The organism is Brachybacterium sp. P6-10-X1 (genome assembly GCF_001969445.1).
Lineage (GTDB): Bacteria > Actinomycetota > Actinomycetes > Actinomycetales > Dermabacteraceae > Brachybacterium.
Window position 1 is genome coordinate 2,551,638 of the sequence record NZ_CP017297.1, and the last position, 23,653, is coordinate 2,575,290.

The 23,653-nt window shown below is 70.8% G+C and carries 24 protein-coding genes; 17 read left to right on the plus strand and 7 right to left on the minus strand.

Annotated elements, in window-relative coordinates:
- Positions 1–3: 3 nt before the first annotated feature.
- Positions 4–1,167: a Gfo/Idh/MocA family protein gene (locus BH708_RS11490; RefSeq protein ID WP_076808811.1), complete on the minus strand. Its 1,164-nt coding sequence runs from the start codon at positions 1,165–1,167 to the stop codon at positions 4–6.
- Positions 1,168–1,442: 275 nt separating this feature from the next.
- Here BH708_RS11490 and BH708_RS11495 point away from each other — a divergent pair, with 275 nt between their 5' ends.
- Positions 1,443–1,697: a hypothetical protein gene (locus tag BH708_RS11495; RefSeq protein WP_076808812.1), complete on the plus strand. Its 255-nt coding sequence runs from the start codon at positions 1,443–1,445 to the stop codon at positions 1,695–1,697.
- Between the two features lie 13 nt (positions 1,698–1,710).
- Positions 1,711–3,975 (plus strand): glycoside hydrolase N-terminal domain-containing protein, encoded by a 2,265-nt coding sequence (locus BH708_RS11500; RefSeq protein ID WP_076808813.1) that lies wholly within the window; start codon positions 1,711–1,713, stop codon positions 3,973–3,975.
- An 88-nt stretch (positions 3,976–4,063) separates the two neighbouring features.
- On the opposite strand, the gene BH708_RS11505 is transcribed toward BH708_RS11500, so the two are convergent.
- Positions 4,064–4,576: a GNAT family N-acetyltransferase gene (locus BH708_RS11505; protein WP_076808814.1), complete on the minus strand. Its 513-nt coding sequence runs from the start codon at positions 4,574–4,576 to the stop codon at positions 4,064–4,066.
- A 158-nt stretch (positions 4,577–4,734) separates the two neighbouring features.
- Complete coding sequence (locus BH708_RS11510; RefSeq protein WP_157235906.1) at positions 4,735–5,883, minus strand: 3,4-dioxygenase subunit beta; 1,149 nt, start codon at positions 5,881–5,883, stop codon at positions 4,735–4,737.
- A gap of 129 nt (positions 5,884–6,012) precedes the next feature.
- Here BH708_RS11510 and BH708_RS11515 point away from each other — a divergent pair, with 129 nt between their 5' ends.
- The 15 genes from BH708_RS11515 to BH708_RS11580 all read left to right on the plus strand — a co-directional run bounded on the left by BH708_RS11515 (position 6,013) and on the right by BH708_RS11580 (position 20,509).
- A complete protein-coding gene (locus tag BH708_RS11515; RefSeq protein ID WP_076808815.1) occupies positions 6,013–6,750 on the plus strand; it encodes a response regulator transcription factor in 738 nt (245 codons plus the stop codon).
- On the plus strand, positions 6,747–8,252 hold the full coding sequence (locus tag BH708_RS11520) for a cell wall metabolism sensor histidine kinase WalK (protein WP_076808816.1): 1,506 nt from the start codon (positions 6,747–6,749) through the stop codon (positions 8,250–8,252). The genes BH708_RS11515 and BH708_RS11520 overlap by 4 nt, the downstream gene beginning before the upstream one ends.
- A gap of 223 nt (positions 8,253–8,475) precedes the next feature.
- Entirely contained in the window at positions 8,476–8,643 is a 168-nt protein-coding gene (locus BH708_RS20010; RefSeq protein WP_172805756.1) for a hypothetical protein, read from the plus strand.
- Entirely contained in the window at positions 8,634–9,143 is a 510-nt protein-coding gene (locus tag BH708_RS11525; RefSeq protein WP_076808817.1) for an HIT family protein, read from the plus strand. The genes BH708_RS20010 and BH708_RS11525 overlap by 10 nt, the downstream gene beginning before the upstream one ends.
- Before the next feature lie 23 nt (positions 9,144–9,166).
- Positions 9,167–10,054 (plus strand): MFS transporter, encoded by an 888-nt coding sequence (locus BH708_RS11530; RefSeq protein ID WP_256386315.1) that lies wholly within the window; start codon positions 9,167–9,169, stop codon positions 10,052–10,054.
- Between the two features lie 229 nt (positions 10,055–10,283).
- Positions 10,284–10,850 carry a TetR/AcrR family transcriptional regulator gene (locus tag BH708_RS11535; RefSeq protein ID WP_172805757.1) on the plus strand — a complete coding sequence of 189 codons (567 nt, stop codon included), beginning with the start codon at positions 10,284–10,286 and terminating at the stop codon, positions 10,848–10,850.
- The gene (locus tag BH708_RS11540) at positions 10,847–11,575 is read left to right on the plus strand and encodes an ABC transporter ATP-binding protein (RefSeq protein ID WP_076808820.1); all 729 of its coding nucleotides are present in this window, start codon (positions 10,847–10,849) and stop codon (positions 11,573–11,575) included. Before BH708_RS11535 ends, BH708_RS11540 begins: the two co-directional genes overlap by 4 nt.
- Entirely contained in the window at positions 11,572–12,336 is a 765-nt protein-coding gene (locus BH708_RS11545; RefSeq protein ID WP_076808822.1) for an ABC transporter permease, read from the plus strand. Before BH708_RS11540 ends, BH708_RS11545 begins: the two co-directional genes overlap by 4 nt.
- Positions 12,337–12,439: 103 nt before the next feature.
- Complete coding sequence (locus tag BH708_RS11550) at positions 12,440–13,117, plus strand: TetR/AcrR family transcriptional regulator (RefSeq protein ID WP_076808824.1); 678 nt, start codon at positions 12,440–12,442, stop codon at positions 13,115–13,117.
- Entirely contained in the window at positions 13,114–14,043 is a 930-nt protein-coding gene (locus BH708_RS11555) for an ATP-binding cassette domain-containing protein (protein ID WP_371329779.1), read from the plus strand. The genes BH708_RS11550 and BH708_RS11555 overlap by 4 nt, the downstream gene beginning before the upstream one ends.
- Complete coding sequence (locus BH708_RS11560; RefSeq protein WP_216639465.1) at positions 14,040–15,710, plus strand: ABC transporter permease; 1,671 nt, start codon at positions 14,040–14,042, stop codon at positions 15,708–15,710. The genes BH708_RS11555 and BH708_RS11560 overlap by 4 nt, the downstream gene beginning before the upstream one ends.
- Positions 15,711–15,857: 147 nt before the next feature.
- A complete protein-coding gene (locus tag BH708_RS11565; protein ID WP_076808829.1) occupies positions 15,858–17,171 on the plus strand; it encodes a glycosyltransferase in 1,314 nt (437 codons plus the stop codon).
- Between the two features lie 10 nt (positions 17,172–17,181).
- Positions 17,182–17,916 carry a TetR family transcriptional regulator gene (locus BH708_RS11570; protein WP_076808831.1) on the plus strand — a complete coding sequence of 245 codons (735 nt, stop codon included), beginning with the start codon at positions 17,182–17,184 and terminating at the stop codon, positions 17,914–17,916.
- On the plus strand, positions 17,913–18,857 hold the full coding sequence (locus BH708_RS11575) for an ABC transporter ATP-binding protein (RefSeq protein ID WP_076808833.1): 945 nt from the start codon (positions 17,913–17,915) through the stop codon (positions 18,855–18,857). The genes BH708_RS11570 and BH708_RS11575 overlap by 4 nt, the downstream gene beginning before the upstream one ends.
- Entirely contained in the window at positions 18,854–20,509 is a 1,656-nt protein-coding gene (locus BH708_RS11580) for an ABC transporter permease (protein WP_076808834.1), read from the plus strand. The genes BH708_RS11575 and BH708_RS11580 overlap by 4 nt, the downstream gene beginning before the upstream one ends.
- A 28-nt stretch (positions 20,510–20,537) precedes the next feature.
- Here BH708_RS11580 and BH708_RS11585 read toward each other — a convergent pair whose 3' ends face one another.
- The 4 genes from BH708_RS11585 to BH708_RS11600 form a co-directional block, all read right to left on the minus strand.
- Positions 20,538–21,305: an ABC transporter permease gene (locus BH708_RS11585; protein ID WP_076808836.1), complete on the minus strand. Its 768-nt coding sequence runs from the start codon at positions 21,303–21,305 to the stop codon at positions 20,538–20,540.
- The gene (locus tag BH708_RS11590) at positions 21,302–22,096 is read right to left on the minus strand and encodes an ABC transporter ATP-binding protein (RefSeq protein ID WP_076808838.1); all 795 of its coding nucleotides are present in this window, start codon (positions 22,094–22,096) and stop codon (positions 21,302–21,304) included. Before BH708_RS11590 ends, BH708_RS11585 begins: the two co-directional genes overlap by 4 nt.
- A 24-nt stretch (positions 22,097–22,120) precedes the next feature.
- The gene (locus BH708_RS11595) at positions 22,121–22,963 is read right to left on the minus strand and encodes a DUF4097 family beta strand repeat-containing protein (RefSeq protein ID WP_076808840.1); all 843 of its coding nucleotides are present in this window, start codon (positions 22,961–22,963) and stop codon (positions 22,121–22,123) included.
- A gap of 65 nt (positions 22,964–23,028) precedes the next feature.
- Positions 23,029–23,538, minus strand: a complete 510-nt coding sequence (locus BH708_RS11600) for a histidine kinase (RefSeq protein ID WP_076808842.1) — start codon at positions 23,536–23,538, stop codon at positions 23,029–23,031.
- Between the last annotated feature and the right edge of the window lie 115 nt (positions 23,539–23,653).

Genomic DNA, 23,653 nt, shown 5'->3' on the forward strand with positions numbered 1-23,653 from the left:
TGCTCACACCTCCGTCAGCGGGTCGAGGGCGATGCGGCGACCGTCGGCGGCGCTGGCCAGGCCGGTCTCTGCCAGCCGCACGCCGCGGGCGCCGGAGAGGAAGTCGTAGGGGTACTGACGACCTTCGACGTAGGACCGCAGGAAGTCCTCCCACTGCACCTTGAAACCGTTGTCGAAACCGTCGGGCCCGGCGTTGTCGGGCACCTCGATCCAGTCGGCGTAGTAGTCGTGACCATCCGTGACGTCTGGGTTCCAGACCGGCTTGGGGGTGGCCTCGCGCGGCTGGATGCGCGCGGCGTGCAGGCCGACGACGGCGGAGCCCTCCGTGCCGTCGACCTGGAACTCGAGCAGCTCGTCGCGGTGGACCCGCACGTCCCAGCTGGAGTTCATCTGCACCACCGTCCCGCCCTCGAGGCGGAAGATGCCGTAGGCGGCGTCGTCGGCCGTGGCGGCGTACTGCCGGCCCGCCTCGTCCCAGCGGGCGCCGATGTGGGTGGCGGTCTGGGCGTAGACGTCCTCGATCCGGCCGAACAGCTCCTCGATGACATAGTTCCAGTGCGGGAACATGTCCGCGACGATGCCGCCCCCGTCCTCGGTGCGGTAGTTCCAGGAGGGGCGCTGGGCGCTCTGCCAGTCCCCCTCGTAGACCCAGTAGCCGAACTCGCCGCGCACCGAGAGGATCTCACCGAAGAAGCCGGAGTCGATCAGGCGGCGCAGCTTGAGCAGACCGGGGAGGTAGAGCTTGTCGTGGACCACCCCATTGACGGTGCCGTGCTCCGTCGCCAGCCGCGCGAGCTCGAGGGCGTCGGCGAAGGATTCGGCCGTGGGCTTCTCGGTGTAGATCGCCTTCCCGGCGGCGATGGCCTTCTTGAGGTTCGCGACCCGCAGGTTCGTCACCAGGGCGTCGAAGTAGACCTCGTAGTCCGGGTCGGCGAGCGCGGCATCGACGTCGGTGGTCCAGTTCGACAGCCCGTGGCGCTCGGCGACGGCGGCCAGCTTCTCCTCGTTGCGGCCCACCAGCAGCAGATCGGGCAGGAGCCGGTCGCCGTCCAGGAGCTCGACGCCACCCTGCTCCTGGATCGCCAGCAGTGAGCGCACCAGATGCTGGCGGTAGCCCATGCGCCCGGTGGCGCCGTTGACGATGATCCCGATCCTGCGTGTGGCCATGTGGCTGTACTCCTCGATTCCGGCCGCGACCGACGACGATCCGGCGGGGCTGACAGTGGGGCAGCGGCCCATCCGCCGCGACGCTCCTCCGGGAGCCACGGCGGTAACCGCTTTCCGTCGATTCAGTAGACCATGAGGGGCCTCGGTTTTCAAGCCACTCCTGTCGACGACCGACCACTGGTCGGTCGCGACCGCCGTCGCGAGCGCAACAGCCTGCACCTTCTGGTGGCCCACATCGCGCCCCCGCAGGAAGGCCCTTACCCAGCGTTCGGGACATGCACCGGAGCAGCCGGACCGACCTCGGCCCTCGGCGCGCCGACGTGGTCGCTGCGACGTCGGAGGGGATCGGTGCGGGGCGACGGGACGTGGTCCGCGCAGCGATCGCCCTGGTGCTGAGACGACCTGGGCGGTGGCTGCCGGCACCTGCGATGATCGTGGCGCTGGCACCACTGTGGCTGCTCGCCCCGCTCACGATCGCGGTCGGCGTCAGCCTTCCTCCGCACGTCCTCGCCCGCTTCTGGACATCGTGAAAGGCTCTCCCGCATGACGGACCCGACCCTGCTGCGCCGCACCGGTGCCGCCACCCGCTGGCTCGAGGCCCTGCCCCTGGGCGACGGACGGATCGGCGCGATGGCCTGGGGAGATCCTGCCCGCGCCCGCTTCGGCCTGAACGAGTCGACCTTCTGGTCCGGCTCCCCCACCTCCACGCGGGACCGCCGCACCCCTCGCCCGGAGGCGGCACGGCTCCTGGCGCGGGCCCGGGAGCAGTTCGTGGCCGGGCAGGTCGCGGAGGCGCAGCTACTGCTCGAGGGGCTCGGCACGGCCTGGTCGCAGGGGTATCAGCCGGTCGGGGACCTGATCGTCTCGGGCGGGGCGACGGGTGACGGCACCGATGCCGCCGAACGCGTGCTGGACCTCGCCCGGGCGGAGCACCGGGTGCGCACGCCCGCCGGGGAACATCGCAGCTTCGTCAGCGCCGCCGACGACGTCCTCGTCCACGCGGTCCCGCTGGCCCCGGACGCCGCGGTCGAGGTCGAGCTGGAATCGCCCCAGGTCGAGGAGCACCGCGAGACCGCGGCCGGACAGCTCACGGTGGTGCTGCGGGCTCCGTCGGACGCACCGCCCGCGCACCAGGGTGCGCCGATGGCCTGGGACCAAGAGGGGCCCGGCCGCATCGCCGTCGTCGTGCGCAGCCGCCGCGAGGGCGACCGGGCGCTGGTGGTCTGCGCCCTCGTCACCACCTGGCAGGGTCTCGGGGCGCAGCCGGACCGACCGGTGGCGGAGGCCCTGGCGGAGGCGACACGACAGGCCGAGGCGGCGCTGGCCCGCGGCGAGGACGAGCTGCACCGTCGCCACCTCGCCCATCCGCTGCCCGGCGCGCACGAGGTCGCCCTCACCCTGGACGGCGCCGAGGACTCCGCCCTGCTGGCCACCTGCTTCGCGTACGGGCGTCATCTGCTCGCCTCCTCCTCGCGCCCGGGCCTGCCGCCCGCGACGCTGCAGGGCATCTGGAACGCGCAGGTTCTCGCCCCCCGGAACTCGAACTACACGGTCAACATCAACCTCGAGATGAACCACTGGGCGGCCGGCGTCGCCCACGTCCCGGACGCCGCCGCAGCTCTTGAGGGATACGTGGCGATGCTGCGCGAGTCCGGGGCGGAGACCGCACGGCGGCTCTACGGGGCCGACGGGTGGACCGTCCACCACAACTCCGATCCCTGGGGGTACACCGATCCGGTCGAGGGCGATCCCAAGTGGGCGACCTGGCCGATGGGTGGGCTCTGGCTCGAGCGGGAGCTCGACTCCCTGGCCGGATTCTGCGGGGAGGAGGCGGCGGCGATCGCCGCTCACCGCTTCCCCGCTCGTCGCGCCGCGGCGACCTTCGCCCTGGACCTGTTGCACGAGAGCGCCGACGGCCACCTGGTCACCTTCCCCTCGACCTCCCCGGAGAACGAGTGGATCGACCCGGACGGGCAGCCGGTCGCCCTCAGCGAGGGCACCGGCATGGACCGCTGGCTGCTGCGCGAGGTGCTCGCGGCCGTGGTGTCCGACGCCGAGCTGCTGGGCCGCATGGAGGATCGCGTGGTGTGCCGCGCCGTCGCCGCCCTCGCCCTCATCCCGGGCCCGCGCGTCGGGGCCGACGGGCGGGTGCTCGAGTGGCACGCCGACGGCCTGGCCGAGATCGAGCCGACCCACCGGCACGTCTCGCACCTGGGCTTCCTCTATCCCGGCACCCAGGAGGTCGGCGAGGAGCTGGAGCGGGCCGCGGCCGCCTCGCTGGAGGGGCGGGGCGACGAGGCCACCGGCTGGTCCCTGGTGTGGAAGACGGCGCTGTGGGCGCGGCTGCATCGACCCGACAAGGTCCAGGACCTGCTCGAACTGTTCCTGCGCCCGGCCGAGCGGGCCGACGGCTCCGAGCGCAGCGGGCTGTACCCGAACCTGTTCTCCGCCCATCCCCCGTTCCAGATCGACGGGAACCTCGGCATCGTGGCGGCGCTCGCGGAGTGCCTGCTCCAGAGCCATCGTGGCGAGATCGAGCTGCTGCCCGCCCTGCCCCCGATCATGGCCGACGGGTCCGTGCGCGGTCTGCGAGCCCGGCCCGGGATCGCGGTGGACATGAGCTGGTCCGACGGCGAGCTGACCGCGCTGACCCTGCGGGCCGTGGGCCCCGGCGCGGTCGGGACGCATCGGGTGCGGCACGGGGAGCGGACCGTCCTGGCCGAGCTACCCGATCAGCACCCGGTGCAGATCGGGACCGCAGAGCTGGGAGACGATCAGGAGCCGCTCTCCCGGACCGCCGGGCGCTGAGCCGCGCGCCTGCGGGCTCGCGGCATCGTGGACCCACGGTCCGGGACCGGCTCCGGCCTGCTCTCGCGGCGTGCCCGGCATGGGTCCCTCAGGCGCGCACCGGTTCCTCGCCGAGGGTGAGCTGGAGGAAGACGAGATCGAGCCACCTGTCGAACTTCCGTCCGACCTGCGGGAAGAATCCCACCTGGCGGAAGCCGAGCTTCTCGTGCAGCCCGATCGATGCGGCGTTGCCGGCTTCGATCCCCGCGACCAACACGTGCTTGCCGAGCTCCCGGGCCCGGCTGATCAGCTCCACCAGGAGCTGCTCCCCGATGCCCTGGCCGCGCTGGTCACCTCGCACGTAGACGGAGTGCTCCACGGTGTACCGGTAGCCCTCCCAGGCACGCCAGTCGCCGAAGGTCGCGTAGCCGACCACCTCGAGCTCGTCGTCCAGGGCGACCAGCACCGGATGGCCGGCGGCGCGGTGCTCCGCGAGCCACTCCGCCCGGTCCGCCAGGTCGACGGTGCTCGAGTTCCACACGGCCGTCGTGCTCCGCACCGCATCGTTGTAGATCGCGGTGATGGCGGGCACCGACGCGTCCGTCGCCTCGTCGATGGTCACACGCAGGTCCTGTTCTCGAGTCATGCGCCGGGAACGCCCGGCGGCGACCCACGATATCCGCCCGTCGCCGGTGGAGCGCGACCCGTCCGAGCCCTCGACTCAGGGTCACCGCCGGCGCCCTCCTCGGCGCTCCCCGCACGACCGTCGGTCCCGTGCCCTCACCCTTCATCCGCGGGGGCGTCCTCGGGCGGCTCGCCGCCGGGGCCACCGGGAGCGCCCGCCGCGGCTTCCTCGGTCGTGCTCGTGTCCAGCGGCACGTCGATGCTCACCCGGTACCCGGCCTCGGCATCCCCGATCACGGTCGCCAGCTGCAGGTCCCATCCGTCGGAGAAGACGTTGTCGCCCTCCAGGGACGTCTCGGCCAGGTTCTCGGCGGACCCGTCGTACAGCGACGAGGAGTAGACCTCGGTGCACGCCTCCTCCGGCAGGGCCAGCTGCGAGGTGAGCACGGCGTTGGTCGCATCGGTGATGGAGTCGATCCCGGGGAAGACCTCGAAGTGGATGTGGGGCCACCTGCCGGAGTAGCAGCCCGGGAAGATCGAGGTGAAGGTGACGGTCCCGTCCTCGCCGACCACCTGCACACCGCGCAGGTAGGTCTCGTCGGCGAGACCGTCGCCGTACATCGAGTAGGCCCCCTGGGCATCGCAGTGCCAGACGTACACCGCCGCCCCGGTCATCGCGGCACCGTCCTCGGCGAGATCGGTGACCGTCATGACCAGGGTGATCGCAGTGCCCTCGGCGATGGTGTCCGTGTCGATGCTGGAGCGCAGGTCGCTGCGCTCCACCCCGCTGATCTCCAGCACATCGGCGCCGTTGGAGCCGTCGCCCGGGTAGGGGCCGGCGGTCTCGGTGGGCATCTCGTCCGTCCCGCTCGCCCCCGCGGAGCCGCCGTCGGAGGAACCCGAGCTCCCGCCGTCGGAGGCGGAGGAGCCGGACGTTGCGCCGCCGGCCCCGGCGCCGCAGGCGGCGAGGACGGTCGCCGCCGCGCCGGCACCGAGGGCGCCGAGCGTGCGACGGCGGGTGACCAGGGTGCCGAGGTCGAAGACGAGACCCTGGTCCTCGAGGTCCTCCTGCGGTCGGTCCAGGCGACGTCCGTGCCAGGTGGTCGGCGCGGCGTCGGCCGACGCCTGACCAGCCGGGCCGGCCAGGCCCGCGGCATCCACGGCAGCATCAGAGCGCGCTGCCGGATCGTCGGGGCCCGCCCCCTCCGAGGCCGCCGGGAACGGACGACGAGCGCCGGGGCGCCGATCCGGGGACGGGGTCGGGTCGTGGTGAGGGCAGGAGTGCGACGAGGTGCTGGTGTTCATGTCGAGGACGGTAGGGGCCGCCCCTATGTCCTTGCTATGAATCCGGTATGCACCGCCCAAGGACGCCCCGGGAGCCCGGGGACAGGCGGTAGCGTCACGAAGAATCTCCTCGAGGCAAGGGTTCACACCATGGCGTCCACGCTCCCCGATCCACGACCGACGATGCTCACCCGTCCCGACGGCTCTCCCATCCGGGCGCTGGTCGTGGACGACGAGGCCTATCTCAGCGATCTGCTGCGCATGGCGCTGAGCCTGGAGGGATGGGAGGCGCGGACCGCCGCGAACGGGCAGGAGGCGCTGAACCTGGTGCGCGAGTTCGAGCCCGACGTCGTCGTCCTGGACATCATGATGCCGCACCTCGACGGTCGGGAGGTGCTCCACCGCCTCCGCGGCGCCGAGAACGACGTCCCCGTGCTGTTCCTGACCGCGAAGGACGCGGTCCAGGACCGCATCGCCGGGATCTCCGCCGGTGCCGACGATTACGTCACCAAGCCGTTCAACCTCGAGGAGGTGCTCGCCCGGCTGCGCGGCATGGTCCGACGGCATGTCGCGGCGGGCACCGGGGTCGACTCCCGGCTGCACGTGGGGGATCTCGTCCTGGACGAGGAGACCTACGAGGTCGAGCGCGCCGGGACCCCGATCCACCTGACCGCGAAGGAGTTCGAGCTGCTGCGCTGCCTGATGCGCAACGAGCGCCGGGTGCTCAGCAAGGCGCAGATCCTGGATCGGGTGTGGAGCTACGACTTCGGAGGACGCTCCAGCGTCGTCGAGCTGTACATCTCCTACCTGCGCAAGAAGATCGACGCCCTCGGCGAGCCGATGATCCGCACCGTCCGCGGCGTCGGCTACACGATCCGGTCCGCATGACCCGCCCGAGCAGCTGGAGCCTGCGGCGTCGTCTCGTCGCAGGGGTCGCCGTGCTGGTGGCGGCCGCCTTCCTCCTCATCGGCCTGACGACCGTGGTGGCGGTGCGGGCATCGGCCCTCGATCGGCTCGACGATCAGGTGCTCGCGGGACTTGACCTGACCGGAGGCCCCGGAGGCCCCGGGGGCGCCGGCGGACCCTCCGCGGGACCGGGTGAGGAGAGCGGGCAGCCGCCCCCGCGCATCGGAACGCTGCACGTGCTGATCCAGGACGACGGCACGGTCCTGGCCGCCGCGTACACGGACGGCAGCGGTACCGAGATCCCTCTGTCCGCTGAACAGATCAGCACCTTGACCTCCGCCCGGCTCCCCCACCGCAGCCCGGAGTCGATCGACCTCGGCGGGTCGATCGGGGCGCTGCGGGTGGCCGCCGAGGACCGCGACGGGGTCACCGTCATCGCCGGCAGCTCCCTCCAGGACGTCACCGCGACGACCACCACCACCGCCCTCATCCTCCTGGCCGTCCTGGGCGGCGTGCTGATCCTGGTCACGGTCGGCCTCATGGCTGTGGTCACGCGCGAGCTCCGCCCGCTGCACCGGCTCGCCGGCACCGCCCGGCGCGTCGCCGAGCGCCCGCTGGCATCCGGTCAGGTCGACCTGCCCGACCGCGTCGAGCCCGCCGACACCGACCCCAGCACCGAGGTGGGTCAGGTCGGCAGCGCCCTGAACACCATGCTCGGCCATATCGAGGAGGCGCTCGCCGCACGCCATGACAGCGAGGAACAGCTGCGCCGGTTCCTGGCCGATGCGAGCCATGAGCTGCGCACACCTCTGGCCTCGATCAGCGGCTACGCCCAGCTCTCCCAGCAGGAGCAGGCCCCGATGACCCCGACGCAGGAGCAGTCGCTGTCCCGGATCTCCGCGGAGGCGACCCGGATGAGCGCCCTCGTCGAGGACCTGCTGCTGCTGGCCCGCCTGGACGCGGGCCAGAGCATGCGCCACGAGAGCGTCGATCTCACCCAACTCCTGATCGATGCCGTCGGCGACGCGCACGCCGCGGACCCCGGCCACCGGTGGCTGCTGGAGGTCGAGGAGCCCGTCGAGGTTCCCGGGGACGAGGACCGTCTCCGTCAGGTTCTCGTGAACCTCCTGGGAAACGCCCGCCGGCACACCCCGCCCGGCACCACGGTCACCGCCGCCCTCGAGCGCGACGGACGGCATGCGATGATCCGCATCATCGATGACGGCCCCGGCATCGCCCCGGAGCTGCGCGAGCGACTCTTCCAGCGCTTCAGCCGCGGGGATCAGTCCCGGGCCCGGGAGAGCGGCGCGAGCGATGCCGCCCGAGACGGCGTCCCCGGCCGAGGCACCGGCGGCGCGGGCCTCGGGCTCTCGATCTCCCAGGCGATCGTCGCCGCCCACGACGGGCAGATCGCCGTGACCAGCGATCCGGGGCGAACGGTGTTCACGGTCCGCCTCCCCGCTCCCGGCGTCGACGACTCCTGACCTCTCCGGCGGCCCGGTGCCGCGGAGGGATCCTCGCCCCACCTCCCGCTGAGCCATGCCCGCACGAGAGCACCGCGGTCCCTGGCCATCGAGGTACTGCCCGGCTCCCTCGCCGGCGTGCACGCCGGGGCATCATGCGGTCCGGTGCCACGATCCCTCCCGCGACCGGTCGCTTGTGCGCGATCCTGATATCGACCAGGTGCCACGACGACGGAGGAGAGTCATGGAGGAGTACTCGATCGGGGACGGCGTCCGGACCACGGACGGACCGATGAAGCACCAGTACGGAACGGTGGTGCATCTCCGAAAGGACGACGGCACCTACCTGGTGCGATTCGGCGGGTCGCAGCAGATGTTCTTCCGGGCCGACGAGCTGGAGCCGTGGGAGTAGGACGCCCGGGGACCGGACCGGGCGCCGGGGCCCACGGGCACGAGGACCGCGTCGGCAGTGCGCTGAGGGGCGAGAACCCGACGGTGCTGTCCCATCTGCCGGGCGGCTTCGCCGTCATCGGTGACGTCCAGTTCCTCCCCGGCTACAGCGTGCTGCTCACCGATCGTCCCGGCGTGGACCGGCTCTCTGATCTCCCTCCGGCGGATCGCACGCAGTTCCTGGCGAGCATGGACCTGCTCGGGGAAGCGGTCGAGACGGTGTGCGCGGCGCGGGACGGGGCGTTCCGCCGGGTCAATCTGGAGATCCTGGGAAACACCGATGCGTTCCTGCACGCCCATGTCTGGCCCCGCTACGACTGGGAGCCGGCCGACGTCGTCACGAAACCGGTCTGGCTGCATCCCCGCGCGAACTGGTCCGATTCCGCCCTGCGGCTCTCCTCGGAACACGACGAGCTGCGCGCGGACCTCACCGCCGCCCTCGATTCCCTGTCGTCCCGCTGACGCCGGCCTGATGCCGGCCGGAGCTGGCCCTTTCCTCTCGGGACTGGTCGCCTGTCAGAGGTGGTCCGCCTGGCAGAGCCTGTCGAGCACCTCGTCCAGGCCGACGATCCGCTCCGGAGCCTCGGGATGCTCGCTCCGACGGCCCAGGTGGAGGGCCGACGCCCGGCAGTGAGCGCATGGGGCCGCGCACCCTGCTCCTCGCTCTGGGCTCCAACCGTGCACTGACCGGCATCATCGCCGCGTCACTGTGCATGCTCGTCGCCATGACGCTGCTGGCGAGCATGCTTCCCTACGTCTACAACGAGGTCTTCGACCGCGGCCGGCTGCTGTCGCTGGCGAACATCGTCGGGCTCCTCCCGGTCCTGGCGTTCCTCCCCTTCGCCACCGCCCTGGCCAGGAGATTCGGCAAGCGCGAGATCGGCGTGCTCGGCATGATGCTGGCAACTCTCGCCGGGCTCGCGCTGCTCGCCCTGCGCACCGACAGCCCGTACGCCTTCACGGTCGGGTACGCCGTGCTCATGCTGGGCTACGCGGCGATGGAGTCGCTGATCTGGGCGGTGATCAGCGACGTGATCGACATGCAGGAGATCCGCACCGGCGAGCGCAACGATGCCACGATCTATGCCCTGCATTCCTGGTCGCGCAAGATCGGGCAGGCCGTGGCCGGTGGGCTGTCCGGCTGGTCGCTGGGGTGGATCGGCTACGAGGCCGCCGCCGGGCAGGGGGCGGCGCAGTCACACGAGGTGCTCGCGGGCATCTACACCCTCGCCACCGCGATCCCCGCCGTCCTGCTCGGCACGGCCGGGGTGATCCTCGCTCTGTGGTACCCGCTGTCGAAGGCGCGGGTCCAGGCGAACGTCGACCTGCTCGAGGAGCGGCGCGCTGCCGTGCGCCGTGGCGCGACCCCCTGACCCCTCCCCCGAGCACGTGGGACCGCCCCCGAGGCGTCTCCGTGACATCCGGGCTCACGGGCCGGGAGGAACACCGGCCGTGGACGCGGTCACCGCGCCGCATGACTGCCGTCAGTCCCATCCCGCGACCGGTCGGGGCCCGAGGTACGCGATCGCCCCGGGGAGCCCGAAGACGGCCCTGCTGCTCGACAATCGTTAGTCACTAACGGTTATGCAGTAACATGCCGCTATGGCCACGTCGACGCCGGGTACGCGGGAGCGACTGCAGCAGTGCGCGCTGGCGCTGTTCGAGGCGCGCGGGTATGCCGCGACCACGGTGGCCGCGATCGCGCATGAGGCCGGGGTCTCGCACATGACGTTCTTCCGCCACTTCCCATCGAAGGACTCCGTGGTGGTCGGCGATCTGTTCGACCCGATGATCGCGGCGGCGATCGCGAACCAGCCCGCCCACCTGCCAGCGTTCGAACGGGCCGTGCGAGGCCTGGTGGCAGCGCTGGACGACGAGGACGCTCGGGCGGAGGTGCGGTCTTCGCAGTTCCGCCGGCGCATCCAGCTGATCACCGCGACTCCCGAGCTGCGCTCGGCATTGTGGATGTCCGGACAGCAGACCCAGCAGGCGGTCATCGAGGCTCTGACAGGGACGGGCGCGTCGGCCGCTCCGGCGCGCATCGCGGCCGGTGCCCTGATGGGCGCAGCCACGGCCGTCCTGATCGACTGGGGCACCCAGGCCGACGCAGGCGACGCCGACGAAGCCCTGCGGGGCGGTCTGCTCGGCCTGCTGGGCGGTGCCGGATGACGGCGGCCTTGGAGGTGCACGAGGTCCGGCGCGCTCTGCACTCCCGCCCGGTCCTGCACGACCTGGACCTGAGCGTGCAGGCCGGGTCGTGCCGAGCTCTGGTCGGACTCAACGGGGCGGGGAAGACCACTGCTCTGCGGGTCACGCTCGGCATGCTCCGCCCCGACCACGGCTCGGTCCGGATCCACGGACGGGACATCGCGGCGGCCGGGCCCGAGATATGGACTCGGGTGGGGCATCTGGTCGAGATGCCGTTCTCCTACCCCGAGCTGACGGCCCGGGAGAACATCGCCACGGCCGCTCATCTGCATGGCGCGTCCGAGCCGACCATCCGCGCATCGATCGACGAGATCGCCGAGACACTGAGGTTCGCCGACGATCTCGATGTCCCGTCCGGGAGACTCTCGCTGGGGACCAGACAGAAGGTCGGCCTGGCTGCCGCGTTCGCCCATCACCCCGCTCTGGTGGTCCTCGACGAGCCGACCAACGGCCTCGACCCGCTGGCCGTGGTCGGACTGCGCGAACTCCTCACCACGTTCACCCGCAGCGGCGGCACTGCCTTGGTCACCAGCCATCACTTCGATGAACTCGCCCGGATCGCCGACCAGGTCGACATCCTGCACCGCGGACGGATCCTCGAGACCCTCGCCCCTGACGGGCCGGAGCTCGAGCGCAGGTTCTTCGAGACGGTGCTGGCTGCCGACCTCAACGAGGAGCGACCATGACCTCACGGAATCGGGCGGCGCTGTCTCTCGAGGCACGCAAACTCGCTCGCGCCCCGGTCGCCCGCGTCGCCACCGCGGCATCCCTTCTCCTCGTCCTGGTGACCACCGCCGGCGGCTATGCCGCTGCTCTGCACTCGGGTGGGACCGACATGGGTCGTCAGGCCGCGGCGATGATCACCGCCCCAGGCTGGGACGGTTACGCCGGCCTGGCAGCAACCAGCGTCGGAATCACCAATCTCCTAGCAGTCGGCATCGTGATGTCCTGGAGCATCGGCAGAGAGTTCACCGACGGCACGATCGTGGGCCTGTTCGCGCTGCCGGTTCCGAGAACCGCGATCGCTGACGCCAAGATGTGCGCCGCCGTCTGCTGGTTGGCTCTGCTGGCCTCCGCCGAGAGCATCCTGATCACGATCTCCGGGCTGGCCCTCGGCCTGCCCTGGCACGGAGCGGCGCGCACCGTGCTCACCATCGCGCTCGTGGCTGCCCTCCTGTCCCTCAGCGCGCTGCCGGTGATGTGGATCGCCACTGCGGGTCGCGGGTACCTCGCCGGCATCGCCGCGACCTTGGCCATCGTCGTGGTCACCAACGTCGCTGCCGGCTTCGGCCTGGGCCAGGTCCTCCCCTGGGCGATCCCGGTGCTGTGGGCCAATCCCGACAGCGCCCTGGACCCCCTGCTGCTCCTCGCCCCTCTCGCGGTCGCGCTCGCGGGAGCCTTCCTCACCCGCCGCACCTGGGCCCGCCTCGAACTCGGCGACTCCTGAGGCCCTGACTCGCGCCGTCGCCGCGCATCGGCCGTCGAACCTGCTGGTACACCGGAGGCTACATGGTCTTGTTGCTTACTACATGGACGTGTAGCCTCCATCCATGTCATCCGCCACACCACCTGCTTCCGATCACGATCTGACCGCACGGGCCCGTCTGCGCGATGCCGCCCTGATCGTCTATGCGCGCCATGGCGCCAAGGGCGCCACGGTCCAGGCCATCGCGGCCGAGGCCGGTGTCTCCACAGGCCTGATCCGCCATCACTTCGGCTCCAAGGACGGATTGCTCGCGGCGTGTGACGCGCATGCCATCGGGACCCTGCTCGAGCAGGCCCGCGAGGCTCTGGCCGAGGACTCCGCTCGACCAGGGTTCGCCACAGGCATGTACCACTCGAGCCGGCCCGAAGTTCGATACCTCGCCCGCGCCCTGGTCGACGGGTCACGCTCTGCCGACGAGCTCTACGAGGTCAGCACCGATCTGGCCGAGCGCTTCCTGTCCGAGCGGTGGCCGGATCGATTCGTGCCGGGATCACAGGCAGCGCGAGATGCTGCGGCAGTGATGACCACCATGCACCTGGGTCAGCTCGTGCTGCACACACAGCTGTCTCGACGAATCGGCGTGGACAGCCTCGACCCCGCCCATGCTCCCCGCGTCGGGGCCGCGATGACGGCCCTGTACTCGGCCATGGGCGAGTTCTTCTCGGCCGGGCACGGCAAGCGGCTCGCGGACGACCTCGACGAGGGAGCCGGCGAATCCCACCACCACCCAGGAGGGCAATGATGTCCCGACCCGTGATCGACGTCGCCGGACTCGTCAAGCATTTCGGGAAGGCCAGAGCACTGGATGGCCTGGACCTGCACGTCGACCCCGGAGAGGTCCACGGATTCCTCGGCCCCAACGGGACTGGGAAGACCACCACATTGCGTATCCTGCTGGGCCTGACGCGGGCCGATTCCGGGACCGTCCGCGTGCTGGCGGGGGATCCTTGGCGCGAGGCGGCGCAGCTGCACCACCGACTGGCCTACGTGCCCGGGGACGTCACGTTGTGGCCGGGACTGTCCGGTGGGGAGATCCTGGACCTGCTGGCACGGATGCGCGGTGGCGATGACCGTCGCCGCCGCACCGAGCTGGTGGACCGGTTCGAGCTGGATCTGGGCACACGAGGTGGTGCGTATTCCACCGGGAATCGTCAGAAGGTCGCACTGGTGGCGGCGCTGGCGGCGGAGACCGAGCTGCTGGTGCTGGATGAGCCCACCTCCGGACTCGACCCGCTCATGGAAGAAGCATTCCGCCGAACCATTCGAGAGGAGAAGCTCCGCGGCCGGACGATCCTGCTGTCCAGCCACATCCTGTCCGAGGTCGAAGCGCTCTGCGACCGCGTGACCATCATCCGGGCCGGCCGGACCGTCGAGACCGGGAGTTTGGCCGAACTGCGCCACCTGTCCCACCTCGTCGTCACGGCCGACGTCGCGTCGGCCCCCGAAGCACTCGCGGAGCTGCCGGGCGTGCACGAGGTGACCGTGGAGGACACGAGCATCACGGTGCAGGCAGATGCCGGAGCTCTGGAGATGCTGTGCGCGGAGCTGGCCCGGCTCGGCGTGCGCGACCTCGCCGTCGCCAGACCCACGTTGGAGGATCTGTTCCTGCGCCATTACACGACCGAGTCCGACGCGCCCGCATCCGGCGAGGACGCACGATCACGATGACCCCGGGCAACGGAGTCCAGGATTCCCCCCGACTCCCGGAGGCAGCGGGCGGTTCGACCGGGGGCGGCCGACGAGCGGGATTGCCGCTGGGCGCCGCGCATCTCGTGCGCCTTGCCCTGCGTCGTGATCGGGTGCTGCTGGTGGTGTGGCTGACGATCACCGCCGGGATCGTTCTGGGCGGGGTGGCCGCGGCCGAGACCACCTACCCCACCGCACAGGATCGAGCGGATCGGTGGGAACAGCTGCACAGCATCCCGATGTTCGTCCTGTTCCAGAGCAGGGCCTTCGCCGATACCGCCGCAGCACTGGCCGCCCAGCAGGCCTTCGCCGGGGGCACCATGTGCGCTGCGCTCGGGGCGATCCTGCTGGTGGCCCGCACCACCCGGGGCGAGGAGTCGGCGGGTCGCCGCGAGCTGCTGGCCGGAACTCCCGTGGGCCGCCGCGCAGATCTGGCCGCTGCGCTGACCGTCACCGGGAGCGCCGGGGCCCTGCTGGCCGTCGTGGTCGCAGTAGGCCTGGTCGCGTCCGGTACGCCGTGGGCCGGGTCGATCGCCCTGGCCCTGATCGTCGCGATGGCGGTGTGGACCGGTGCGGGCCTGGCCGCGATCGCCGCGCAGCTGCTCACCGGTCTCGGCGCCGTGATCGGCATGGCCTTCGCCGTCTTCTACAGCCTGCATCTGGTTCGCGGCGCCGGCGCGGTGATGGGTGATGGTGCCCTGTGGATGACGTGGGTCGTCCCTCAGGGATGGTGGGAGAACCTCCGCCCGTTCGCCGATGAGCGCTGGTGGGTGCTGCTTCCCGCCGTGGCGTGGATCGTGGCCACCGTGTCGGCGGCCGTCCGGCTCGCCGACCGTCGAGACCTGGGACGCGGCCTGCTGCCGGTCCGCCCCGGCCGGGAGCACGGTCCCGGGTGGCTGTGTTCGCTGCCGGCATTGCTGTGGCGCCTCGACCGCGCCTCTGTGACGATCTGGGCGCTGGCCGTGGCGATCATCGCCTCGTCGATCGGCTACGTGGGGGCGGGGGCGATGTCTGATTACGCCGACATGGCCTGGGTGCGGGCCATGGGCGCGGAGCTGGGAGTAGCACCCGAGGACACCTTCTTCACCTACGTCATCCTCGTCTTCGTCTTCCCCATCGCCGGACACGCGATCCACACCGCTCTGCGGATCCGCCGGGAGGAGACCGCAGGCACCGCGGAGCTGATGCTGGCCGGGCCGCTCACACGAAGCACCTGGGCCCTGGCGCATGCGGCGGCAGGATTCCTCTACCCCGTCGTCCTGCTGCTCGTCCTCGGAATCGCGGTCGGGACGGGCTCGGGCCTCGGAGGCGGGTCATTCGGCCCCGACATCGCAGAGTTCACGGGGTTCACCGTGTCCTTGGCGCCCGCCGTGTGGGTCCTGGTCGGCATCGCCATCGGGGCGCACGCTCTGGTGCCGCGCGGCGCAACCGCGGTGAGCTGGACCATGCTCGCCCTCGGGATCGTCACCGAGATCGCCGTGAAAACCGACCTGGTCCCGGAACTGCTGTTCCTCCTGGTCTCACCGTTCCCCCACGTCAACCCGTACTACCACAGCTCCTCGGTGCCCTACGTCGTCCTCCCCCTGCTAGCTCTCGGACTCGTCGCGATCGGCCTGCTGGCCCTGCGCCGCCGGGATCTGCCCACCTGATCCGACCGGGCCCCACCGATTGACTGACCATACAGTCAGCCCTACGCTGACCGTGTATTCAGTCTCGTCGAGGACGCGGGGCACCCAGGCTCCCCGTGACCTCTTCACCGGTCGACGCCGGCACAGCGACCAGAAGGAGACGGTGTCGTGAGAGTCCTGATCCTGACGTTCGGCACCCGCGGCGATGTGGACCCCTACATCGCTCTGGCCGAGCGCTTGTCTCTCGAGGGTCACGAAGCATTCGTCGCCGCGCCCGAGGAGTTCCGCTCCGATGCCGAGGCCTGCGGTGCGGGATTCGCACCGATGGGCACCGAGATGCTCCGCCTCGTCCGCGCCGGCATGGCCCAGATGGCGGGTCCGTCCGATTCGATGCGGCTCCTGCGTCGCATGAAGGGGGCGATGCGGACGTCGCTGCTGGAGCAGTGGCGGGCCGCGCAGCAGGTCGAGCCGACGCTGATCGTCACGCACCCCAAAGCGCTCGGAGGCCTCCACATCGCCCAGCGGCTGCGGATTCCCGTGGTGGCCTCGATCCCCCTGCCGTTCCTGACCCCCACCAGTGCGTTCCCGGCTCCGTTCCTCCGCCGTTCGCCGGGCGGCGTCGTCAATCGCCGCAGCTACGCGATCAATCGGTTCGCCGCGCTCGCCTACGGCGGCATGATCAACACGTTCCGCCGTCGGGTTCTCGGACTCGGACGGATGAGCCGTTTCTCGGACTATCTGCACGCCGACGACGGGTCGCGTCTGCCGGTGCTGTACGGCTTCAGCGAGCACGTCGTCCCCGTGCCCTCGGACTACCCCGACACCGCGCACGTGACCGGCTCCTGGCACCGCAGCAGCAGCGAGTGGACCCCGCCGAACGAGGTGGAGGAGTTCCTGGATTCCGACGAGCCGACCGTCTACATCGGATTCGGGAGCATGGGGTTCGGCAAGCACGCCGCCGAACGCGGCCATCTGATCACCGAAGCGGTCGAGCGCGCCGGGATCCGAGCCGTCGTCGCCGCCGGGTGGGGAGGGCTGAGCCTGCAGGAGGCATCCCCGCGGATCCTCACCCTCGACGAAGCCCCGCACGAGCATCTGTTCCCACGGCTCGACGCCGTGGTCCACCACGGTGGCGCGGGGACCACTGCCGCCGGGCTGAGGGCGGGAAGACCCACCCTGGTGTGCCCGGTGCTGGGAGACCAGGCGTTCTGGGGACAACGAGTGTCGTCGCTGGGGGCAGGCCCGGACCCGGTGCCGCTGCGGACGCTGAGCGTCCAGATGCTCACCGACCGTCTCCGACAGCTCGTCACCGACCCGCGGTTCTCCCGACACGCCGCCGCCGTCGGGCAGCGGCTCCAGCGGGAGGACGGCACCGGCACCGCCGTCCGGGTCTTGGAGAACATCGCAGCCCACGGGCACGAACGCGGCGGGAGCACCCCCGCCCGCAGCCAGCGCGACACCGGACCACTGGGCCAGGCATAGGAGAGGCCGCATGGACACGACAGCGGACAGTGCCCCCACCGGGGCGGAACGGATCCTGGATGCCGCGATCGACCTGTTCGGCCAGCACGGGTTCAGAGGGACTCCGCTGAAGGCCATCGCCGCCGAAGCGAACGTGTCCCAGGCGCTGATCGTGCACCACTACGGGACCAAGGACGGTCTGCGGGCGGCTTGTGATGCGCACGTGGCGCACCTGGTCCGCGTGCGCAAGGAGGAGACGGTCGACGCCGAGCAGCAGTTCGACCCGTTCACCGCCCTGCATCGCATCCAGGACAGCCGGCCGCTGCTGCGCTATCTGACCCGAGCGCTCACCGAAGGCGGGCAGGGCACCTCGGATCTGATCGACGACATCATCGACGACGCGGTGGCGTACCTCGCCCAGGGCGAGGAGGCCGGCCTGATCAAGTCCAGCGCCGTGCCCCGGGACCGGGCCGCGCTGCTGGTGATCTGGTCCCTCGGGGCCCTGACGCTGCATGAACAGGTGCGCCGGCTGTTCGGGACCGACTTCCTCGCCGGCAGCACCCCGCCCGAGGACCTTCACCGATATCTGCGTCCGGCGATCGAGCTCTACACCCAGGGCTTGGTGCAACCGGGCAGCTTCGATCGACTGGCCGAAGCACTGGAGAGCACGACGCCGGGCGAGGAGCCCAGCGCTGCGGACGAGCCGCCGGCCAGCACCACGACGAGCACCGAGCGCAACGAGAAAGGAACCGGTGAGCACCGATGAGCGAGACCCCCGTGATCTCCGCACGAAGCCTGGTCAAGACCTTCGGCAGCACGCGCGCCCTCGATGGGCTGGACCTCGAGGTCGCGCCGGGAGAGGTGCACGGCTTCCTGGGTCCGAACGGCGCCGGCAAATCGACCACGATGCGCGTGCTGCTGGGACTGCTGCGCGCCGACGGCGGCACCGTCCACCTGCTGGCCGGCGACCCCTGGCGCGACGCGGTCAGGTTGCACCGACGCCTGGCCTACGTGCCCGGCGACGTCGAGCTGTGGCCGAACCTGACCGGCGGCGAGGCGATCGACATCTTCGCCCGCCTGCGCGGACGATGGGACCGAGAGCGCCGCAACAGCCTGTGCGAACGCTTCGACCTGGATCCCACCAAGAAGGCCCGCACCTACTCGAAGGGCAACCGGCAGAAGGTGGCGCTGATCTCCGCCCTCGCCTCCGATGTCGAGCTGCTGCTGCTCGACGAGCCCACCGCCGGCCTCGACCCGCTGATGGAAGTCGTCTTCCAGCAGACCATCCGCGAAGTCCAGGAAGCGGGCCGCACGGTGCTGCTGTCCAGCCACATCCTGGCACAGGTCGAAGCACTGGCGGACCGGATCTCGATCGTGCGACAGGGCCGCATCGTCGAGACCGGAAGCCTGTCCCAGCTACGACACATGACCCGCACCACCGTCGTCGCCGAGACCGATCACCCACCGGACGGCCTGGAGCTCCTCGACGGCGTCCATGACCTGAGCGCGGAGAACGGGAAGATCACGTTCCAGGTCGACGGCGACCGGGTCGACGAGGTGATGCGCACTCTCGCCCCGCTCGGCGTCCGCTCCCTGATCGCCCACCCACCCACGCTGGAGCAGCTGCTGATGCGCCACTACGGCGAGTCCGGCACTGCCTCGGGTCCCGAGCGGTCCTCGAGCCTGGAGCAGGAGGACGCCCGATGAGCGCGCCCACGCACACCCATCGCCGGGACCCGCGGCGCGAGCGCTCCTCGCCGCTGACCGGGACCGGCACGATCGTTCGGCTGGTGCTGCGCCGGGACCGGATCCGCCTGCCCGTCTGGATCGGTGCCCACGGCCTGCTGGTGCTGTACATCGGTTCCGCCCTCCCCCAGCTCGCGCCCCGCGAGGAGAACCTGGCCGAGATGACGGCGCTGCTGTCGCAGCCGGTCGGCAGGATGTTCACCGGGCCGGCCTTCGGGATGGACGAGCCCACCTATGAACGGTTCTTCGCCGCCGGCTACGCCCCCTATCTGTTCATCCTGGCCGCCCTGATGAGCATCTTCCTCGTCGTCCGCCACACCCGCGGCGAGGAGCAGTCCGGACGGGCAGAACTGATCCGCGCCAACGTCACCGGTCGCCACACCGCCCTGACGGCCGCCCTGCTCGTCGCCGGCATCGCCAACGTCGCGACCGCCGTGGTCGTCACCGCCGTCGCCCTCGCCATGGGGTACGCGGCCACCGGATCGCCCCTGGTCGGTCTGGCCACGGGCCTGACCGGACTGGCGTTCGCCGGGGTCGCGGCGATGACCGTCCAACTCAGCGAGTTCTCCCGCCCCGCCGCCGGTCTGGCCGGAGGCGTGCTCGGCGCCGCGTTCCTGCTGCGTGCCCTGGGAGACATGGCCGCCCTCGGAGGCACGGCCTTGTCCTGGGCCTCTCCGCTGGGGTGGGCGACACAGACCGCCCCCTACGTCCACGACCGGTGGGCCCCGTTGCTGCTGTCGGTCGCCCTCGCGGCCGTGACCATCGCCGCCGCCTTCGCCCTGCAGCGCCGGCGCGACTTCGGCGCGAGCCTCGTGGCCACCCGGCCCGGTGCCGGCGACGCCCACCCCGCGCTCGGCCGTCCCGTGGGCCTCGCCGCCCGGCTGCAGCGCGGTGGTCTCCTCGGCTGGGGATCCGCGATCGTGCTGCTCGGTGTGACCGATGGTGCCTTCACCCAGGCGATGATCGACGCCGGCCAGGGCATGCCCGAGCAGCTGCGAGCCGTGTTCGGCAGCGACGCTCTCGTCCAGGGGTATGTCGCCTTTCTGGGCTCGTTCGTGGCGATCTTCGCCGCTGCCTACGCCGTGTTCGCGATGCAGACCCTGCGCGGCGAGGAGGACAGCGGCCGCACCGACACGGTGCTGGCGACCTCCGTCGGCCGCAGCGCGTGGGCCCTGGCGCACGTGACGGTCATCGCGGTCGGCATCCTCGTGATCACCGTGCTCACGGGCCTGGGCACCGGGATCGCCGCCGCCGCGGTGACCGGGGACGGCGACCTGGTGATGGACATCCTGGCCGCGCACCTGGCCGTCGTGCCCACCGCCTTGTGCGTGCTGGGGCTCGGCGTGGCACTGTTCGGCTGGCTGCCGAAGCTGATGGCCCCGGTCAGCTGGGCCGCGGTCGCCCTGATCGGCATCACCGACCTCTTCGGTGAGCTGCTGGACCTTCCCGAATCGGTGCGTGCGCTATCACCGCTGCACCACCTCGCTTCCGTCCCGATCGACGACTTCGCTGCCGCTCCCTTCCTGCTCGTCACAGGGACTGCGATCCTGCTGACAGTGGTGGGTCTGCTCGGATTCCGGCGACGGCAGGTGCGCGTCGTCCGGGGATCCTGAGAAGGCGACACGAACCACGCTGCAGCGCTCAGCGGGCCCGTCGGCGGTAGATCGCGACCGCCGCGGCGCAGGCCAGCACGAGGAGGCCGAGCATCCAGCCCAGGGCGATCCAGATGTCGTGACCGACGGGCTGCTGGGCGAACAGGGCTCGCAGCGTGTCCACGATCGAGGTGACGGGTTGGTTCTGGGCGAACCAGGCCACCGGCGCCGGCATCGAATCGGTGGGGACGAACGCGGAGCTGATGAAGGGCAGGAAGATCAGGGGGTAGCTGAAGGCGCTCGCACCGTCGACGGTTTTCGCCGTGAGTCCGGCGATCACGGCGATCCAGGTCAGGGTGAGGGTGAACAGCGCGAGGATTCCGATGGCCGCGAGCCACGCGAGGATCGATGCCCCGGTGCGGAACCCGATGATCAGTGCGACGCCGATCACGATGGCGATGGAGGAGAGGATCGCGGTGATCGACGTGAGCACGTGCGCCCACAGGACGCTCGCCCGTGCGATCGGCATCGATTGGAAGCGTTCGACGATTCCGCCCTGCATGTCCAGGAACAGTCGATACGCGGTGTAGGCGACGCCGGACGCGATCGTGATGAGCAGGATGCCGGGGAGGAGATAGTTGACGTAGGAGCCCTCGGCTCCGGTCTCGATGGCGCCGCCGATGACGTAGACGAACAGCAGCAGGAGCGCGATCGGTATGACGGCGGTGGTGATGATGGTGTCCGGGCTGCGCAGGATGTGGCGCAGGGAACGTCCGGTGAGGACTCGGGTATCGGAGACGAAATGTGCCGTGGTCATCGGAGGTCCTGTTCAGTCATTGCGGGGGCGGGCCCACTGGTGAGGGAGAGGAACACGTCCTCGAGGGAGGGCTGCTTCTCGACGTACTCGATCTCGGCGGGCGGGAGCAGACGCTTGAGGTCGGCGAGGGTGCCGTGCTGGATGATCCGGCCTTCGTGCAAGATGGCGATGTGGTCGGCGAGGTGCTCGGCCTCCTCGAGGTGCTGCGTGGTCAGCAGCACGGTGGTGCCGCCGGAGGCGAGGCCGGTGATCGTGTTCCACACGTCGAGACGGGCCTGAGGGTCCAGCCCGGTGGTCGGTTCGTCGAGCACGATGATCGGTGGATCGCCGATGAGGCTCATCGCGATGTCGAGCCGCCGACGCATGCCACCCGAGTACGTTGAGGCAGCGCGCCTGCCAGCATCGGTCAGTGAGAACCTCTCCAGCAGGTCGTCGGCGATCGCACCGGGACCGCTGAGGTGACGGAGCCGGGCTACGAGGATGAGGTTCTCCCGTCCGGTGAGGACGCCGTCGACGGCGGCGAACTGGCCGGTGAGGGTGAGTGATCCGCGCACCTGGGCAGGCTGTGTGGCGAGGTCATGGCCATTGACGGTCGCTCTGCCCGCGTCCGGTGCGAGCAGAGTGGACAGGATGCGCACGAGGGTGGTTTTGCCCGCTCCGTTCGAGCCGAGCAGGGCGAGGACGGTGCCTGGTGCGACGTCGAGGTCGATGCCGCGGAGGACGTGCAGGTCGCGGAAGGACTTCTCGATGCCGCGGATCCGCAGGGCCGGTGTGGTGTGTTCGGTGGTCATCTCGTGTCTCCTCGGTGGGGCGGGTCACGGTCGCCGGACGACGATGTCGCCGTATCGGGTGCTCGCCTGGATGTGGGCAGTGGCCTCGTCGTCGACGGGGCCCTCGGTGGGGGTGAGCAGGTTGCGGGCGGAGCCGTGCTCGGTGGCGAGGTCGAGGTAGGCGGCGGTCCCGTCCGGGACGCCCACCTCCAGGGCCCCGAAGGACGTCGTGAGGCTGGCGCGCCCGTTGTCGAACCGACCCACTCGAATGCCGGCATGGGCAGACTTCGCGACAAGGTCACCGCACAGCTGCCCGACGGAGATGTCGGCGTGGGCTCCGATGATTTCGAGGGACCCGCTGAGGCGATCGACGGTGGTGGTGCCATTGGCGGCCCGGATGGTCCCCTCGCCGGTGAGCTCCCCGATGCGTACGGAGCCGGCGCTGACTGCGATCGTCGCGGCTCTGTCGATGCGGTCGATGGCCGCAGAACCGGCGGAGACCTTCAGGTCCAGCGTCTCGACGGCATCGAGACGGGCGTCGCCGCTGGAGAGCGTCAGATCGACTGCCCCGAAGGTCCCCTCGGCCGTGAGAGAGCCGGTTCTACCGCGCACGGCGGAGCCGGTGGGGAGCTCGATGGTGATGTTCGCCGTGCCCGATGCGAAGGGGAGCACGTACTGCTTCCAGGAGCCGGGGTAGGTGATGGCGAGCGAGTCGTCGCGCTGCTGGACCTGCACCTCGTCGGCCGCGCGCACGCTGCCGGAGCGGGCGGGATCCGAGGGCAACACGGTCACCACGGCGTCGCCCCGGTCGGAGGCAACGACGTGGACGGCGGCGAAGGGGACGTCGAGGTTGACGCTGAGCGGGGCAGGGGCGGGAAATGTGGGCATGATGGAGCTCCAGGAATGGTGTCGTCGTGGTGTCAAAGCGGGCGTGCAGAGAAGGGATGATGTGGTCAGCGGACCCAGCCGGTGACGCGCTGCCCGGGAGTGGAGCGCGCGGCCGGCGCACCGGAGTGCTGCTCGAGCGCCGCGGCCACGGCGCGGACCAGCCAGGTGTTGACGGAGACACCGTCGCGCGCGGCAGCGACCTCGGTCTGGTTCTTGAGATGGTCCGGCAGGCGCAATGTGGTGCGGGAGGTCGCCCCGCCCTCGCTCACCGGCTGCCGATTCTCGTGCTCCACCCCAGCAGAGATGCTGGCTGGCGGCTCGTTCCGGGAGTCGGGCCCGGGAGTGACCACGAACTCGGGGCCACCGCCACGCAGGCGGAGGTCGACGGAGGTCGGGGCGAGCTCGACGGAGATCTCTCCGACGGCGTCGGTGAGCGACTCCAGGAGCACCAAACGGGCGGCAGCATCGAGCGGAGCGGTGAGACGGGCTGCGAGGTCGCGTGCGTCCTCGCCGCCTGCAGCCGCCGCGGTGTCGAGCTGGCGGTGCAACTCGTCGACATATCGGTTCAGATCCATGACTCCACTATGACACCACTCGTGGTGTCATAGCAAGTTCTTTGGTGTCACCGGCCACCGAGTGGGCACTGCGCAGGCGCGTGGAACTGGCCCGAAAGCGAGTAGCGGGGCCTTG

Coding starts and splice junctions, on each gene's coding strand:
- BH708_RS11595 (WP_076808840.1), bottom strand. CDS start 22,963: ATGCCCACATTTCCCGCCCCTGCCCCGCTCAGCGTCAACCTCGACGTC.
- BH708_RS11550 (WP_076808824.1), top strand. CDS start 12,440: ATGTCATCCGCCACACCACCTGCTTCCGATCACGATCTGACCGCACGG.
- BH708_RS11495 (WP_076808812.1), top strand. CDS start 1,443: ATGCACCGGAGCAGCCGGACCGACCTCGGCCCTCGGCGCGCCGACGTG.
- BH708_RS11510 (WP_157235906.1), bottom strand. CDS start 5,883: ATGAACACCAGCACCTCGTCGCACTCCTGCCCTCACCACGACCCGACC.
- BH708_RS11585 (WP_076808836.1), bottom strand. CDS start 21,305: ATGACCACGGCACATTTCGTCTCCGATACCCGAGTCCTCACCGGACGT.
- BH708_RS11580 (WP_076808834.1), top strand. CDS start 18,854: ATGAGCGCGCCCACGCACACCCATCGCCGGGACCCGCGGCGCGAGCGC.
- BH708_RS11555 (WP_371329779.1), top strand. CDS start 13,114: ATGATGTCCCGACCCGTGATCGACGTCGCCGGACTCGTCAAGCATTTC.
- BH708_RS11545 (WP_076808822.1), top strand. CDS start 11,572: ATGACCTCACGGAATCGGGCGGCGCTGTCTCTCGAGGCACGCAAACTC.
- BH708_RS11540 (WP_076808820.1), top strand. CDS start 10,847: ATGACGGCGGCCTTGGAGGTGCACGAGGTCCGGCGCGCTCTGCACTCC.
- BH708_RS20010 (WP_172805756.1), top strand. CDS start 8,476: ATGGAGGAGTACTCGATCGGGGACGGCGTCCGGACCACGGACGGACCG.
- BH708_RS11570 (WP_076808831.1), top strand. CDS start 17,182: ATGGACACGACAGCGGACAGTGCCCCCACCGGGGCGGAACGGATCCTG.
- BH708_RS11575 (WP_076808833.1), top strand. CDS start 17,913: ATGAGCGAGACCCCCGTGATCTCCGCACGAAGCCTGGTCAAGACCTTC.
- BH708_RS11500 (WP_076808813.1), top strand. CDS start 1,711: ATGACGGACCCGACCCTGCTGCGCCGCACCGGTGCCGCCACCCGCTGG.
- BH708_RS11515 (WP_076808815.1), top strand. CDS start 6,013: ATGGCGTCCACGCTCCCCGATCCACGACCGACGATGCTCACCCGTCCC.
- BH708_RS11600 (WP_076808842.1), bottom strand. CDS start 23,538: ATGGATCTGAACCGATATGTCGACGAGTTGCACCGCCAGCTCGACACC.
- BH708_RS11560 (WP_216639465.1), top strand. CDS start 14,040: ATGACCCCGGGCAACGGAGTCCAGGATTCCCCCCGACTCCCGGAGGCA.
- BH708_RS11490 (WP_076808811.1), bottom strand. CDS start 1,167: ATGGCCACACGCAGGATCGGGATCATCGTCAACGGCGCCACCGGGCGC.
- BH708_RS11520 (WP_076808816.1), top strand. CDS start 6,747: ATGACCCGCCCGAGCAGCTGGAGCCTGCGGCGTCGTCTCGTCGCAGGG.
- BH708_RS11535 (WP_172805757.1), top strand. CDS start 10,284: ATGGCCACGTCGACGCCGGGTACGCGGGAGCGACTGCAGCAGTGCGCG.
- BH708_RS11590 (WP_076808838.1), bottom strand. CDS start 22,096: ATGACCACCGAACACACCACACCGGCCCTGCGGATCCGCGGCATCGAG.